General features: G+C 61.3%; 11 protein-coding genes. 7 read left to right on the forward strand and 4 right to left on the reverse strand.

The genetic code is table 11. From position 1 onward, the window contains the following. Positions 1 to 9: 9 nt before the first annotated feature. The 3 genes from HY067_10005 to HY067_10015 are packed head-to-tail and all read left to right on the forward strand — an operon-like array spanning position 10 to position 4,719. Complete coding sequence (locus HY067_10005; protein MBI3528291.1) at positions 10 to 2,400, forward strand: molybdopterin-dependent oxidoreductase; 2,391 nt, start codon at positions 10 to 12, stop codon at positions 2,398 to 2,400. A 37-nt stretch (positions 2,401 to 2,437) separates the two neighbouring features. After that, on the forward strand, positions 2,438 to 3,250 hold the full coding sequence (locus tag HY067_10010; GenBank protein MBI3528292.1) for a xanthine dehydrogenase family protein subunit M: 813 nt from the start codon (positions 2,438 to 2,440) through the stop codon (positions 3,248 to 3,250). Next, positions 3,250 to 4,719 (forward strand): amidase, encoded by a 1,470-nt coding sequence (locus tag HY067_10015; GenBank protein MBI3528293.1) that lies wholly within the window; start codon positions 3,250 to 3,252, stop codon positions 4,717 to 4,719. The genes HY067_10010 and HY067_10015 overlap by 1 nt, the downstream gene beginning before the upstream one ends. On the opposite strand, the gene HY067_10020 is transcribed toward HY067_10015, so the two are convergent. From HY067_10020 to HY067_10035, 4 genes are all read right to left on the reverse strand, one after another. Further along, complete coding sequence (locus HY067_10020; protein ID MBI3528294.1) at positions 4,684 to 5,685, reverse strand: LysR family transcriptional regulator; 1,002 nt, start codon at positions 5,683 to 5,685, stop codon at positions 4,684 to 4,686. The genes HY067_10015 and HY067_10020 overlap by 36 nt on opposite strands. Before the next feature lie 215 nt (positions 5,686 to 5,900). After that, the gene (locus tag HY067_10025) at positions 5,901 to 7,085 is read right to left on the reverse strand and encodes a VWA domain-containing protein (protein MBI3528295.1); all 1,185 of its coding nucleotides are present in this window, start codon (positions 7,083 to 7,085) and stop codon (positions 5,901 to 5,903) included. 74 nt (positions 7,086 to 7,159) lie between these two features. Next, positions 7,160 to 7,537 carry a GxxExxY protein gene (locus HY067_10030; protein MBI3528296.1) on the reverse strand — a complete coding sequence of 126 codons (378 nt, stop codon included), beginning with the start codon at positions 7,535 to 7,537 and terminating at the stop codon, positions 7,160 to 7,162. A gap of 171 nt (positions 7,538 to 7,708) precedes the next feature. After that, the gene (locus tag HY067_10035) at positions 7,709 to 8,650 is read right to left on the reverse strand and encodes a MoxR family ATPase (GenBank protein MBI3528297.1); all 942 of its coding nucleotides are present in this window, start codon (positions 8,648 to 8,650) and stop codon (positions 7,709 to 7,711) included. A gap of 86 nt (positions 8,651 to 8,736) precedes the next feature. Here HY067_10035 and HY067_10040 point away from each other — a divergent pair, with 86 nt between their 5' ends. The 4 genes from HY067_10040 (at position 8,737) to HY067_10055 (ending at position 14,972) form a co-directional block, all read left to right on the forward strand. After that, positions 8,737 to 11,505, forward strand: coding sequence for a DEAD/DEAH box helicase family protein (locus HY067_10040; GenBank protein MBI3528298.1), 2,769 nt, complete (start codon positions 8,737 to 8,739; stop codon positions 11,503 to 11,505). Positions 11,506 to 11,525: 20 nt separating this feature from the next. Then, a complete protein-coding gene (locus tag HY067_10045) occupies positions 11,526 to 11,948 on the forward strand; it encodes a GxxExxY protein (GenBank protein MBI3528299.1) in 423 nt (140 codons plus the stop codon). 115 nt (positions 11,949 to 12,063) lie between these two features. Beyond that, the gene (locus tag HY067_10050; GenBank protein MBI3528300.1) at positions 12,064 to 13,785 is read left to right on the forward strand and encodes an SAM-dependent DNA methyltransferase; all 1,722 of its coding nucleotides are present in this window, start codon (positions 12,064 to 12,066) and stop codon (positions 13,783 to 13,785) included. Between the two features lie 416 nt (positions 13,786 to 14,201). Further along, a complete protein-coding gene (locus HY067_10055; GenBank protein MBI3528301.1) occupies positions 14,202 to 14,972 on the forward strand; it encodes a restriction endonuclease subunit S in 771 nt (256 codons plus the stop codon). Positions 14,973 to 15,033 lie beyond the last annotated feature (61 nt).

Raw genomic sequence — 15,033 nt, forward strand, 5'->3', positions numbered from 1 at the left:
GATCAACCTATGAAAAGTCCGGCCACGTCGAATCCGACCGGCATCGGCGCGGCGATCCGCCGCAAAGAAGATATGCGCTTCCTGCTCGGGCGCGGCAATTACGTTGCCGACATGAAGTTCCACAACATGACTTTCGGCGTGCTGCTGCGCTCTCCGCATGCGCACGCGCGCCTCAAGGCTATCGAAGCGAGCGCGGCGCTCAAGCTGCCGGGCGTGGTTGCCGTGTTCACCGGTGATGATCTGTTGGCGGACAAGGTGGGCGGTCTGCCGTGCGCGTGGCCGGTCACCGGCAAGGGCGGAGCCGCAACCAAGGAACCCGCGCATCCGGCGCTGGCTCAGGGCAAGGTGCGCCACGTCGGCGATCCGGTCGCGTTCGTGGTTGCGGAAACGCTCGAAGAAGCACGCGATGGCGCCGAAGCGGTGATGGTGGACTACGAGGAACTCCCCGCCGTCGTCGGCGTGCTCGATGCGCTCAAGCCGGGCGCGCCAGCGGTCTTCGACGACATTCCGGACAACGTCTGCGTCGACTGGGAAATCGGCGACAAGGCGGCGACCGATGCCGCGTTCAGGAAGGCCGCGCACGTCGCGCGCATCAGCCTCGTCAACAACCGCCTGGTCGGCAATCCGATGGAACCGCGCGCCGCGATCGGCGACTACGATGTTTCGCGCGACCATCACACATTGTGGACGACCAGCCAGTTTCCGCATATCGCCAAGTTGCTGATGGGCAATTTCGTGCTCGGCATTCCCCAGCACAAGCTCAGGGTCGTGTCGCCCGATGTCGGCGGCGGATTCGGCGTGAAGCAGTTTCACTACGCCGAGGAAGTACTGGTCACGTGGGCGTCGCGCAAGGTCGGGCGGCCGGTGAAGTGGGTGTGCGAACGCAGCGAGGGCTTCATTTCGGACGCCCACGCGCGCGATCACGTCACCGAAGCCGAGCTGGCGCTCGACGAGAACGGCAAATTCCTCGGCCTGCGCGTGAGCACCACCGCCAACATGGGCGGCTACCTTTCCACTTTCGGTCCGAACATTCCGACCAATTTGTACGGTCCGCTGCTGGCCGGCGTCTACACCACGCCGACAGTCTACTGCGAGGTCAAATGCGTATTCACCAATACGCTGCCGGTCGATGCGTACCGCGGCGCCGGACGGCCGGAAGCCACGTTCTGCCTGGAGCGCCTGGTCGATGTCGCCGCAATCGAGATGAAGATCGACAAGGCCGAAATCCGCCGCCGCAACATCATCCGCAAGGAGGCCTATCCCTACCAGACGCCGGTCATGATGAACTACGACAGCGGCGACCCGCTCGGCTGCCTGGAAAAGGCCTTGCTCACCGCGGACTGGAAGGGCTTTCCCGCGCGCAAGGCGGAGGCGGCCAAACGCGGAAAGCTTCGCGGCATCGGCTTGTGTACCTACGTGGAAGCCTGTGGCCTGGCGCCATCGCGCATCGCCATCCGGCTCGGCGTGCGTGGCGGCCTGTTCGAAAGCGCGACCGTGCGCGTGCATCCGACGGGACACGTGACGGTGCTGATGGGCACGCACAGCCATGGCCAGGGACACGAGACCACTTGCGCGCAAATCGTATCGGACAAGCTCGGCATTCCGGCAGAGAACGTCGAAATTGTATTCGGCGATACCGACAAGGTGCAGTTCGGACTGGGCACCTACGGTTCGCGCTCGGCCGCGGTCGGCGGTTCGGCGCTGGCGAAGGCGGCCAACAAGGTGATCGTCAAGAGCAGGAAGATCGCCGCGCACATGCTGGAGGCGGCGGAAAGCGACATCGAGTTCGAGGGTGGCGTGTTCTCGGTGGCCGGCACGGACCGCAAAAAGACGTTCGGCGACGTCGCGCTGATGGCGCATTTTCCGGTCGACTATCCGCTGGAGATCCTCGAGCCCGGACTGGAAGAGCAATCGTTCTACGATCCGGTGAATTTCACTTTCCCCTGCGGCGCGCACATTGCCGAGGTCGAGATCGATCCGGAAACCGGCTTCGTGCGACTGCTCGGCTACGTTGCGGTCGACGATGTGGGAACGGTCATCAATCCGATGATCGTCGAGGGACAGATCCACGGCGGCGTGGTGCAGGGCGTAGGCCAGGCGTTGTTCGAGGACTGCGTCTACGACCCCAACTCGGGACAGTTGCTGTCGGGTTCGTTCATGGACTACTGCATGCCGCGCGCCGACAGCGTGCCGGCGATGACCGTGGAAACGCACATCACGCCCTGCACGCACAACGAGCTCGGCGTGAAGGGCTGCGGGGAGGTCGGCACCATCGGATCGCCCGCCACCGTGATCAACGCGGTCGTCGATGCGCTCCAGCATCTCGGTGTGACGCACGTGGACATGCCGGCTTCGCCAAATCGCGTATGGCGCATCATCGCCAACGCCGGCGGCGTGTAAGTCATCAAATGAAACTCACACCAGCAGGAGCGAAAGCATGAGGAGCTTCGACTACCATCGTCCGTCCAGTCTCCCGGAGGCCGCCAGGGCATTTTCTGCCGTACCGGATACGCGACTGCTTGCCGGCGGCATGACGCTGATCCCGGCGATGAAGATGCGGCTGACCTTGCCTCCGGCGCTGGTGGATCTCGGCGGACTTGCCGAATTGCGCGGCATTCGCGCAGGCAAGGGGGAGGTCGGCATCGGCGCGATGACGCGCCACGCGGACGTGGCCGCCTCGGCGGACGTGCGCCGCCTGATCCCCGCGTTGTCGGTGCTGGCCGGAGGCATCGGCGATCCGCAGGTTCGCAACCGCGGTACGATCGGCGGTTCGATCGCCAACAACGATCCGGCGGCCGACTATCCCGCGGCACTGTTGGGCCTTGGAGCGACGATCACCACCAGCAAGCGCAAAATCCCGGCTGACCGGTTTTTCGTCGGCATGTTCGAGACCGCGCTCGAAGCCGGCGAAATCATTCTGCAGGTGACGTTTCCGCTGCCGGCAATGGCGGCTTACGAGAAATTCCGCAGCCCGGCGTCGCGTTACGCGCTGGTTGGCGTGTTCGTCGCCAGAACTTCCTCCGGCGTGCGCGTCGCAGTCACCGGTGCGGCGCCCTACGTGTTCCGCGCTACGGCGCTGGAATCTTTGCTCTCGGAGAAGTTTGCTCCCGAGGCATTGGCGGGATTCCGTTTTCCTGCCGATGGGCTCAACGCCGACATGCATGGTGACGCGCAGTTTCGCGCCAACCTCATCAGTGTCCTGACGCGGCGCGCGGTGGCGACCCTGGTCGCGGGCGGTGGTAAAAATTGATGGCGGCAACCGAAGGCTTGCGCAAGAAGCAGGCGCCGAAGATCGGCGAACTCGCGCGCCTGCCGGCCACCGATCTCCTCGAAGGCTATCGCGTCGGCAGTTTCACGCCTTCCGATGTCATCGACGAGGTGATCGGCGCGCTCGAGGAAACCGATGAAATCTGCAATGTGATGGTCACGCAGATGTTCGACTCCGCGCGCGCAGAGGCGAAGGCGGCGACCAGGGCGTGGCGCAGCGGAGGCTTGATAGGGCCGCTGACCGGGATTCCGGTGACGGTGAAGGACCTCATTTTCGTCGCCGGCGTTCCGGCGCGCGGCGGTGCCCCGGTGTTCGAGGACTTCGTGCCGGAGGTCGATTCCGCGGTGGTCACGTCTCTGCGCAAGGCGGGCGCGATCATCACTTGCAAAACCACGACCTGCGAATCCGGATACAAGCTCACGGCCGACAGCCCGGTATCCGGCGTCACGCGCAATCCCTGGCGGCTCGATCGTACCAGCGGCGGCTCCAGCGGCGGCGCCGCGGCCGCGGTCGCCGCCGGATGCGGGCCGCTCGCACTGGGAACGGACGGCGTCGGTTCGATCCGCGTGCCGTCCTCGTTCTGCGGCGTGTTCGGCATCAAGCCGACATTTGGCCTGGTACCCCGCGCACCGGGATTCTTTCCGCCGTCATGGGCTTCGCTAGCGCATACCGGTCCGATCGGACGCAACGTGCGCGATGCGGCGTTATTGCTGGAGGTGATCGCCGGACACGATGCGCGCGATGCCGCGAGTCTGCCGGTAGGGCAGAGGCATTACGACACGACGCCGGGGCGTCTCGACGGCGTCCGCATGGCATTCACGCCGGATTTCGGATTCGCGGCGGTATCGCCCGACGTACGCGACGCATTCGCAACCGCGCTGAGGATCTTTGCCGATCTGGGCGCAGATCTTGTAGCCGACGATCTGGGGCTCGATCCCGAAGTGCTGGAGAGCACGATCAAACCGATTGCGTATACCGAGCAGGCGGCCGCGGTGCTGACGCGCGACCATCAAGCGCTGGCGCGTTCCGATCGCGAATACCAGGAAGTCATCGCACGCGGGCGACAGTATCAGGGCACGGATTACGTCGATGCCATGCATCGTCGTACCATGCTGCGCAGCCAGTTCCTGAAGGCGTTTCAGCGTGTACAGGTATTTGTCACGCCGACGGTCGCTGTCACCGCGTTCGCGGCCGGGACGCTCGGCGTGGGCGAAGTCGAGAACCGGCCGGTGGATCCACACCTGGGCTGGTCGCCGTTTTCCTGGCCAATCAATCTGGCGGGATTGCCGGCGGCGACGATTCCCTGCGGCTTCGATCGCGACGGCCTGCCGATCGGATTGCAGATCATCGCGCCGTGGCTGGAAGAGGGTCGCATCTTCCGTGTCGCCGCGGCGTTCGAAGCGGCGGGACTCGGCTCAGGCCGCTGGCCGGGTTTCGCGAACGGCGGTTGATTTGCGCCGGGCGCCGGTGATGGCGGTCACCGCCGCTCCGCCTGTGGATTTGGGTTGCTCCTTCGCCGCATGGGCAAGAGCTTCGATGGTTGCGCGGCCTTCCGCATTAAGCGTACCGAGACAATGGGCCAGGTATTCGTGCAGCGCTGTCGCCGCCGGCGTGCTCTGGCCTGAGGCGCGATAGAGCAGCAGGTCAACCTTGGGCAGCGGCGGGAAGTATTCGTTGATGCCGATCTGTTTCATGCCGTGCACCAGCGCGCTCTTGCACAGCACGGTGACGGCCATGCCGGCGAACACCGCGGCCTGCAGGCCGCCCACGCTTTCGCTCACGCAAGCGATGCGCCACTTGCGGCCCTGCCGCTCCAGTCCCTCGATCGCATAGTCGCGATAGATGTTGCCCGGCGGCAGCACGGCCAGCGGCACCGGTTCGGCGAGATGCACGTCGTGGCCTTCGCCCATGACCCAGATCAGTTGTTCCTGACGCACGACCTGGCCGCCGGTGAAGCCGGGCATGCGCGTCACCAGCGCAATGTCGACTTCGCCGTGCTGCACCAGGCTGACGAGCGGCGTCGACAGCGAACAGCGCAGTTCGACCTGGATGCGCGGAAAGGATTTGCGGAACAACGCAAGTATCGATGGCAGCAGGTACGCGGCATAAAGGTCCGGCGTGCCCAGCACGACGTGGCCTTCGATGTCCGGCGACGATAGCTTGGTCTGCAACTCGTCGTGCAGCCGCAGAATCGATTTTGCGTACGACAGCACCAGGTCGCCCTGCTCGGTCAGCACCGGCCGCCGGCTATCCTGCTTGAACAGGATTTTGCCGGTGAGGTCCTCCAGTCGTTTCATCTGCAGCGTGATCGCAGGTTGCGTGCGTCCGAGCCGGCGCGCAGTTTCCGTGACGCTGCCGGTCTCGACGACCGAAATGAAAGAACGCAGTACGCGCATGTCGACACTGAAGAAGCTCATGGTCGGGTTTGTCGCTCGAATGAGGGAACGATCCGGGCAGACAGTTAAGCAGAAATCATGCGCGGCGGCAATGCCGTCGAGCGCGACGTAAATGGGTACATCCGCGCGCGTTTTACGCCGATACGCGGGCCAATACGCGCCGGATTGCGGGAAGCCGACTTGGGGAGCGCCTGATTATGAGCATCGGGCACCCGGATGGTGCGCGGGGAAAAGCTTTAGGCAGCCAGAGTGAACGGATGCGGCGTTGACCGGCTGAACGCGCGACCGGGTTGCAGCGAGCGCGCCAGGTCGGTGAGGCTTTCGATGTTGTGCGCGGGCAGGAACGCGTCCACGTGCGGCAGCATCAGGCGCACGCCCGCCGCTTTCGGCTCGAAGTCTTCGAAGCGCAGCAGCGGGTTCAGCCAAATCAGTTGGTGACATGACTTGTGCAGGCGCTCGATCTGCTCGGTCAGGTCCTGGCCCGCATCGCGGTCGAGTCCGTCGCTGATCAGCATGACCACGGCGTTCTGACCCAGCACGCGGCGCGACCAGCGCTGGTTGAATTCCTTCAACGTGGCGCCGATGCGCGTGCCGCCGGACCAGTCGGCGACGGTTCCCGAAATTGCGTCCAGCGCAACGTCGACGTCGCGATGCCGCAGTTGCCGCGTGATATTGGTAAGCCGCGTACCGAAAACGAAACTGTGCACGCGATCGCGATCGCTGGTGATCGCATGCAGGAAGTGCAGGAACATGCGCGAATAACGGCTCATCGAGCCGGAGATATCGCAGAGCACGACCAGCGGCGGATGGCGGCGGCGATAGGAACGGCGGCGGAGCGGAATGATATCGGCGTTGCCGCGCAGGCTGGCGCGTAGCGTCGCGCGCAGATCCACCCGTCGCCCATGCGTATCGGGCCGCAGGCGCCGTGTCGGAATCTGCGGGATCGGCAGCCTCAATCCGGCGATTAACCGCTTTGCCTGTTCCAGTTCCTCCGGGGTCATGGTCTCGAAATCCCGGCGCTGCAAACGCTCCAGTTCCGAGGCGCTCAACAGGACATCGGGCTCGTCGTCTTCCGTACCGGCACGCATGGGCACCTTCTTCGTCAATCCGAGTGCCTCGGCAATCCGGTTCGGTGTCTTGTCGGGAGGAAAGTTCGCGGGCGCCGCGACCGGCAAACCCTGCAGCGCGCGATCGAGCAGGTAGCGCTCGCGCCAGAACAGCCTGAAGGCCTGGTTGAATAATTCGAATTGTTCGTGCCTGGACAGAAACACCGAGGCCAGCGCCCAGTAGAAGTCGTCGCGGTTCTCGATGCCCGCCAACCCGATCGCCCGCAACCCGTCCATGACCCGGTCCGGCCCCACCGGCACGCCCGCCTTGCGCAGTGCGCGGGCAAAGTGCACCACGTTTTCAGCAAGCTTCATCTAAGGCAACACCCAACTAAGGCAACACCCAACGCAAAGGCGCAAAGGACGCAAAGGTCGCAAAGAAAGGCGATTCATAGATTGTTAACCACACGCCTGATGGAACTTCGGAGGACGACGGTATTGAAATTGACCAGTAAACCGAGCTTCCTATTTGATAGTCGAAGATAGCTCAGCAACTGCGATTCATGAACGGGAAGGACTGTTTCGACCGATTTGACTTCAACGATCACGATCCCGTTAACCAGAATGTCCAGTCGAAGTTTGTTCTCAAGTTGCCGGTCCTTGTACCAAACTTCAACTTCCGCCTGCCGAACGATGTTTAATCCTCGATCTTCGAGTTCGATGACGAGGGCTTCTTCGTAAATAAACTCCAACAGGCCAGGACCTAAAACCCTGTGAACCTCGATCGCGGCTCCTATTACTTCATGGGACAGCGCGTTCTCATCCACTTTACGCCCCGGTGTATTGGAAAACTCACGTCTTAACGCATTTTGAATATGAAACCTGGCGATTTCCTGTCAACACTGTCTATCGCAAATGTTTTTCCCCCCGGCCGCTTTTGTTTTCCTTTGCGACCTTCGCGTCCTTTGCGCCTTTGCGTTGAGAAGTTGCTTTAGGATTTAGTGAGTGGAAATCTCATCGAGGATGCGGGCGGCTTCGCTGCCGCGCACGGCGGCGATGTCGTCCTGATACTTGAGCAGCACGCCTAGGGTGTCATTGACGACGCCTGCATCGAGCGAGCGGCGGTCCAGTTCGACCAAAGCCTTGGCCCAGTCGATGGTTTCGGCGACGCCGGGGCGTTTGAACAGATCCGCTGCCCGCAGTTTCTGCACGAAAGCGACGATGTCGCCGGACAGCTTCTCGGCCAGGCCGGGCACCTTGCGCCGGACGATCTCGAGTTCGGCGGCGGCGGTCGGGTAATCCACCCAGTGATAGAGGCAGCGGCGCTTGACCGCGTCATGGATTTCGCGCGTGCGATTCGAGGTGATGACGACGATCGGGGGGCGCTCTGCCTTGATAGTGCCGATTTCGGGAATGGTGACCTGGAAATCCGCCAGCACTTCCAGCAGATAAGCCTCGAACGGTTCGTCGGTTCGATCCAGCTCGTCGATGAGCAGTACGGGCGCATCGCCGGCCTTCGCGTCCAGCGCCTGCAGCAGCGGCCGGCGGATCAGGAAGCGCTCGCTGAAGATGTCTTTCTCGAGTTTTTCCCGCGAACCCGCACCATCCGCCTCCGCGAGGCGGATCTCGATCATCTGGCGCTGGTAATTCCATTCGTACACGGCCGACGCGATGTCCAGGCCTTCGTAACACTGCAGCCGGATGAGCTGGCGGCCGAGGACTTGCGCCAGTACCTTGGCGATCTCGGTTTTGCCCACGCCGGCTTCGCCTTCCAGAAACAATGGCCGGCCCATGCGCAATGCAAGGAATACTGCCGTGGCAAGCGAGCGCTCGGCGACGTATTCGCCTTGGGCAAGGAGGGAGAGGGTATCGTCTATTGAATTGGGAAGACCGCGCGACATGGACTTGGCCGACAGTAAATTTGTACTGAATGTTACCATGGGCTCCGCAAAATCCGGACTACGCCGAGTAATTGGATAAGGTTCGGATTCAACCGTTGAAAACGTCTAAGGCTAGCCGAGTTTTCATGCGCCGCCCTACCACGACCTCTTCGCTAAACGAAGCCCAGGCCCGCTACGTCATCATTGACCCGGCGTTGCGCGACGCCGGCTGGAATCTCGATGACCGCACGCAGGTCGGTTTCGAGATTCCCGTCGATGGCTACGACGCGGAGCCGTGGAACGGCGTCACCGACTACTGCCTTTACGCGCCCGGCGGCGAAGTCATTGCCGTCGTCGAGGCGAAGCGCTGCTCGCGCAATCCGCGCGAGGCCGACGAGCAACTCCGCCACTACGTAACTGAAATCGCAAAGCGCCAGTCGTACGCGCCGTTCGGTTTCATGACCAACGGCCTCGAAACCTGGTTCTGGGAAGTCGGGCAAGCCAATCCGCGCGTCGTTGCCGGTTTTTTCTCGCCCGAAGACTTGAAGCGCCTCCTTTTTCTGCGACAGAACGGTCAGCCGCTGCCGAATGTGCCGATCAACACAAAGATCGTCGATCGGCCGTACCAGCACGAAGCTATCCGCCGCGTCGCAGAAGCTTTCGCGGCCAACAAGCGCCGCGCGCTGCTGGTAATGGCCACGGGCACCGGCAAGACTCGCACCACGATGGCGTTGTTCGACTTGTTCCTCCGCGCGAATCAAGCTCAGAACATGCTGTTTCTCGCGGACCGCGATGCCCTTGTTGACCAGGCGCTCACCGACGGCTTCAAGGCGCACCTGCCCAACGAACCGCGCGACCGCATCTACACTTGGAAGGTCGATACGCAGAAGCGCCTTTTCGTCGCTACCGAGCAGACCCTGAGCCTGTGCTATCAGAAATTCAATCCCGGATTCTTCGACCTGATCGTCTTCGACGAGGCGCACCGTTCCATTTTCCGGCGATTCACCGAGGTCATCGAGTACTTCGACGCGCGCATGGTCGGCCTCACCGCGACGCCGGCCAACTTCATCGACCGCGACACCTTCCGGGTTTTTCAGTGCGACAGCGCGACGCCGACCTTCCTTTACGAATACCAGCAAGCGGTCAAGGAGAAGTTCCTTGTTGATTTCAGCCTGTATCAGGCCCATACGGGCTTTCAGCGCAAAGGCATCAAGGGCGCCGATCTCACCGAGGAAGACCGCAACGCGCTGATCGAGCAGGGTATCGATCCCGACGCCATCGACTATGCCGGCACTGAAATCGAAATCGAAGTCAGCAACAAGGACACCCTGCGCAGGCAGTGGGAAGAGATCATGGAAGTCTGCCTCAAGGACCAGTCCGCGCAGCTTCCGGGCAAGACCATCGTCTTCGCCATGACCAAGGCTCACGCGCACCGCATTGCGGAAGTGTTCGAGGAAATGTATCCGCAGCACGTCGGCGTAGCGCAGGTCGTTACGTCCACCACCGAGCGCGTGCGCGACGGCAGCTACGGCGACGGGTTGATCACCAAGTTCAAGAAGAACGACCTGCCGCGCATCGCCATTTCGGTGGACATGCTCGACACCGGGATAGACGTTCCCGAGGTCGTGAACTTAATCTTCATGAAGCCGGTCCAGTCGCGTATCAAGCTCTGGCAGATGATTGGCCGCGGCACGCGCAATCACCAGGCGTGCAGGTTCTTCGACCGCCTGCCCGAAGGCCGCAAGACCGAATTCAAGATCATCGATTTCTGGCAGAACGACTTCAACAGACAGGCAGACGACCGGGTGCCCTCCGAAGTGCCCGTGCTGGTTTCGATTTTCAATACCCGACTGAAACTGCTCGAAGCCCAACTCCCCGATCAGGAATCCGCGCCGTTCATTCAGACCGTGTCGGACCTGCGGGCGATGCTCGACCGCATTCCGCAGGACTCGTTTCCGGTGCGCAAGGTCTGGGCGGAGATCGAGCCAGCCTGGGAGGAAGGCTTCTGGACACTGCTTACCCCGGCCGGGATCGACTTTCTGCGCGTGAAGGTGGGGCCGCTGTTGCGCTTCGCGGCGGACGTCGATGTCGCCGCCGAAACCTTCACGCACAAGGTCGAGCGCCTGAAACTCCAGATACTGTCGGGCCGGTCGTCGCCGCAATTGCTGCAGTCGATTGCCGAGGACGTGAGCCTGCTGCCGGAAATCGAGCAACTGGTCGAGCGCTTCCCCAGCGCCAAGCTCGCGCTCTCGAACGCGCTCGCCTCCGCCGAGCCGGCCCAACTGACGCGACTGATCGCCGATCTTGCGCCGATGATGAAGAACCGGCGCAACCGCCCCAGCGCTTTTCTCAAGATCGACTTGCCGGACTTCATCGAAACACGCGGCTACATCTCGGTGGGCGAAGGCGGGCAGCAAATCCATGTCGAGGAATACCGCCGGCGCGTCGAGGCCCGCATCCTGCAGATCGTCGAGACCGATCCGGCGCTTGCCGCCATCCGCGAAGGTCGCGAGGCGAGCGACGAGCAACTGGTCGACCTGGAGCGCACCCTGCATCACGAACTGGGCGAGGGCGATCTACACCTCTCGCCCAAGCTCATCCGCATCGCTTATGGGCTTAAGACCGACAACTTCCTCGGTTTTCTGCGCCACGTACTTACCCTCGACGCGATACCCGATTACACCCAAGTGGTCGAGCGCGCGTTCGAGCACCATGTCGCCGCACACCGTTACAATGCCGACCAGATTCGCTTCCTGCGCGCGGTGCAGGAGTTGTTTCTCAAGCAGCGCCGTCTGGCCGAAGCCGAACTGTACGAGCCGCCGCTCACCGTGTTCGGCCGCAACGCGGTCGATCGCTTTTTCAATCCGGCCGAAGTGCGCGAAATCCTGAACCTGACTGAGCGCCTCGCCGCTTAGTGATCCGCAGATTGACGCAGATGAACGCCGATTTACAGAAAACCGACGAACAGACTTATGCCATTATCGGCGCGGCCATGGAGGCACATCGGGAACTGGGGTTCGGTTTTCTCGAAGCGGTGTATCAAGACGCGCTCGCGGCTGAGTTGGGTTCGCGGCAAATCCCCTTCGAGCGCGAGGTAACGCTTCCCGTCTTTTACAAAGGACAGAAGCTTCCCTCCAGTTACCGTGCGGACTTCATTTGTTTTGACGAGGTGTTGGTAGAAATCAAAGCCCTTGGCCGACTCACGGGGGTCGAGGAAGCTCAGACGATCAATTATCTTAAAATCACCGGCCTCTCCCGCGCTCTGCTGCTGAATTTCGGCGCTCGTTCGCTGGAATATAAACGGTTGGTGTTCACCCATGCAAAGCGATCCGCAGATTTCACAGATTTACGCCGATGAACTCAAAAGACTCGAAACATGAATATGGTGTGGAAATCGAACAGTGTTTCCCACGATTGTAGAATTGTTCGAAAATAATCTGCGCGAGTCTGCGTCAATCTGCGGATAAAGCTCCATGCTGACCGATTCCAATCTCCGCTCCGCCGTCGATTCGCTCTGGGACAAACTCTGGTCGGGCGGCCTCTCGAACCCGCTCGACGCGATCGAGCAGTTGAGCTTCCTGCTGTTTCTCAAGCGCCTCGACGAGAAAGAGCAGGATAACGAGCGTGCGGCGCAGCGGCGCGGCAAGAAGCACACGCCAGCCTTTCCGCGCAAGGAGTTGCGCTGGTCGCACTGGACTCAACTGCCGGCCGACAAGGCGCTCAAGGCCGTGAAGGAGGAAGTCTTTCCATTCATCAAGACCTTAGGCGGCGCGGGCGGCTCGTTCGCACAGCAGATGGAAAACGCCGAGTTCAAGATCAACAAACCGAGTCTCCTGATCGAAGCCTGCAAAGCCATCGACGCCTTGCAGATTTCAGCCCAGAACCAGGACGTGCAGGGCGATCTCTACGAATACCTGCTGTCCAAGCTCAACACTGCCGGCACCAACGGCCAGTTCCGCACCCCGCGCCACATCATCCGCATGATGGTGAAAATGGTCGATCCGCAGCCCGGTGATCGCGTGTGCGATCCCGCGGCCGGCACCTGCGGCTTCCTGGTGAATGCCTGGCAGCATTTGCTCGAAACCCATACCGACCCGCGCGACCTCACCTACGACGAGGAGGGCTACCCGCACGGCGTCACCGGTGCCAAGCTGCCGCGCGAAGTATTCACCGAAGACGCGCAGCGGCAGGCGATCACCGGCTACGACAGCGATTCGGGCATGACCATGCTGCGCATCGGCAGCATGAACCTGATGCTGCACGGCATTGCCTCGCCCAACTTCCGTTACAGCGACACCCTGTCCAAGGCCTTCAACGAAGAGAAATGCTACGACATCGTGCTTGCCAATCCGCCGTTCAAGGGCGCGGTCGACGCCGCCGACGTCAACGCTTCGCTGCCCGCCAAGGTGAAGAAGACCGAAATCCTGTTCCTGCACTTGTTCCTGAGGCTGCTGGAAAACGGCGGTCGCGCGGCGGTGATCGTGCCCGACGGCGTGCTGTTCGGATCGAGCAAGGCACACGTCGAAATCCGCAGGCTGCTGATCGAGCAGAACCGGCTCGACGCGGTGATCTCCATGCCGAGCGGCGTGTTCCGGCCCTACGCCGGCGTCTCCACGGCCGTGCTGCGGTTCACCAAGGGCGGCACCACGGAAAAGATCTGGTTCTACGACATGGAGCATGACGGCTTTTCGCTCGACGACAAGCGCCAGAAAGTGCCCGAGAACGACATCCCGGACCTGCTCGACTGCTGGCAGCAGCGCCGCGATACCAAGTTTCAGCAAATTCGCTCCCAGCGCCTCGCTGAACTAAATAAACAGATCGCACCGCTCAAGGCCGACCGACTGAAGCATCACGAGACCATTCACCGGCTCAAATTCGAGGAGGTGGTCGCGAAAGACGGCAACGCGGGCGCCGCCCGCGCGGCGCGTGAAACGGCCGAGGTTGAACTCGCGGAGCTTCAGGCGCAGATCACACCGCTGCAGACCGAAATCAACCAACTGGGCCGCCAGTTCTGGGTGACCGAGGATCAGGTGAAGGCGAACAACTACGACCTTTCCGCCAGCCGCTACCGGCAGATTGAGCAGGACGAGGTGTTCTATGAAAGGCCTGCCATTACGCTCGAACGTCTGCGCAAACTCGAAGCCGGCGCAACCACCGACGTTGGGACGTTGGAAAAACTACTTGCCCAGCTGTGAGTCTGCGCACCATTAAGATTGGCGACCTCGCTCTAAATGAACACGGGGCATTTAAAATAGGCCCCTTCGGAAGCTCACTGAAAAAGTCTGAGCTGGTCGATACCGGGATTCCTGTTGTCGGAATTGAGAACGTCTTGCCCAATCAATTCGAAAAGGGCTTCCGACGCTTCGTTGCGCCTGCAAAATTTAAGGAACTATCCGACTATGAAATTGCGCCTGATGACGTGCTTGTTACGACTATGGGCACAATTGGACGAGCTGCCGTCGTTCCGCACAAGTTGGGCAAAGCGATTTTTGATTCGCACCTATTCAGGATGCGTGTCGATACGGACCGCGTCTTTCCGGCTTACCTCTGCTATGCGATTAACAGTAGTGTCATAGACGTTCAGCTTCAGAAAATGGCACGCGGTGCCATTATGCAAGGCCTCAATACAACGATTCTGAGAGAGTGCGACATACCGCTGCCAGACTTGTCCGAGCAAAAGCGAATTGCAGGGCTGTTGGCGCAGGCAGACCGGCTGCGCCGCACCCGCCGCTACGCCCTCGAACTCAGCGACACCTTCCTGATATCCGTCTTCATCGAGATGTTCGGAGACCCAGCACGAAATACAAAAGGCTGGGATCGCGTTGAATTCGCAACGTTGGGCGCGCTGGATCGCGGCCGATCTAAGCATCGCCCAAGAAACGCGCCGCACCTCTATGGCGGGCGCTATCCTTTTATTCAGACGGGCGACATAGCCAACTGCGATAAATACATCAAAGAGCACCATCAGACCTACTCAGAAGCAGGATTGAAACAAAGCAAAGTCTGGCCTGCTGGGACTCTTTGTATAACGATCGCAGCTAACATAGGAAAGACTGGAATCCTTACCTATCCGGCGTGTTTCCCCGACAGCGTTGTCGGTTTTTTACCTCGCGATGGTGTCGTGACCGAGTATATCCAGTACTGGCTGGGGTTTTTGCAGGAGCATCTTGAGAAAAACGCACCGGAGTCCGCACAGAAAAATATCAACCTGGAAATACTGCGTGAGTTGACTACTCCATTGCCTCCGCTCTCGCTCCAGCAGCAGTTTGCAGGTGTATTACGCAAATACGAGCAGCTACGTTCTAACCAGCGCGAAGCATTGCGCCAAGCCGATCACTTGTTTCAGTCCCTGCTCCACCGCGCGTTCGCAGCCAAAGATTAACCACCGGTTCGCGATCGACGCGTGCCAGCGAGCCCGCGTGCCCTAATGAGCGCGACTCAAC

This window comes from Betaproteobacteria bacterium, assembly GCA_016194905.1.
GTDB lineage: Bacteria > Pseudomonadota > Gammaproteobacteria > Burkholderiales > JACQAP01 > JACQAP01.

What these genes read in the sequence shown, in the direction of transcription:
- HY067_10045 (MBI3528299.1), top strand. Translation starts at nt 11,526, where the DNA reads ATGAACGCCGATTTACAGAAAACCGACGAACAGACTTATGCCATTATC.
- HY067_10025 (MBI3528295.1), bottom strand. Translation starts at nt 7,085, where the DNA reads ATGAAGCTTGCTGAAAACGTGGTGCACTTTGCCCGCGCACTGCGCAAG.
- HY067_10010 (MBI3528292.1), top strand. Translation starts at nt 2,438, where the DNA reads ATGAGGAGCTTCGACTACCATCGTCCGTCCAGTCTCCCGGAGGCCGCC.
- HY067_10050 (MBI3528300.1), top strand. Translation starts at nt 12,064, where the DNA reads ATGCTGACCGATTCCAATCTCCGCTCCGCCGTCGATTCGCTCTGGGAC.
- HY067_10005 (MBI3528291.1), top strand. Translation starts at nt 10, where the DNA reads ATGAAAAGTCCGGCCACGTCGAATCCGACCGGCATCGGCGCGGCGATC.
- HY067_10035 (MBI3528297.1), bottom strand. Translation starts at nt 8,650, where the DNA reads ATGGTAACATTCAGTACAAATTTACTGTCGGCCAAGTCCATGTCGCGC.
- HY067_10040 (MBI3528298.1), top strand. Translation starts at nt 8,737, where the DNA reads ATGCGCCGCCCTACCACGACCTCTTCGCTAAACGAAGCCCAGGCCCGC.
- HY067_10055 (MBI3528301.1), top strand. Translation starts at nt 14,202, where the DNA reads ATGCAAGGCCTCAATACAACGATTCTGAGAGAGTGCGACATACCGCTG.
- HY067_10015 (MBI3528293.1), top strand. Translation starts at nt 3,250, where the DNA reads ATGGCGGCAACCGAAGGCTTGCGCAAGAAGCAGGCGCCGAAGATCGGC.
- HY067_10020 (MBI3528294.1), bottom strand. Translation starts at nt 5,685, where the DNA reads ATGAGCTTCTTCAGTGTCGACATGCGCGTACTGCGTTCTTTCATTTCG.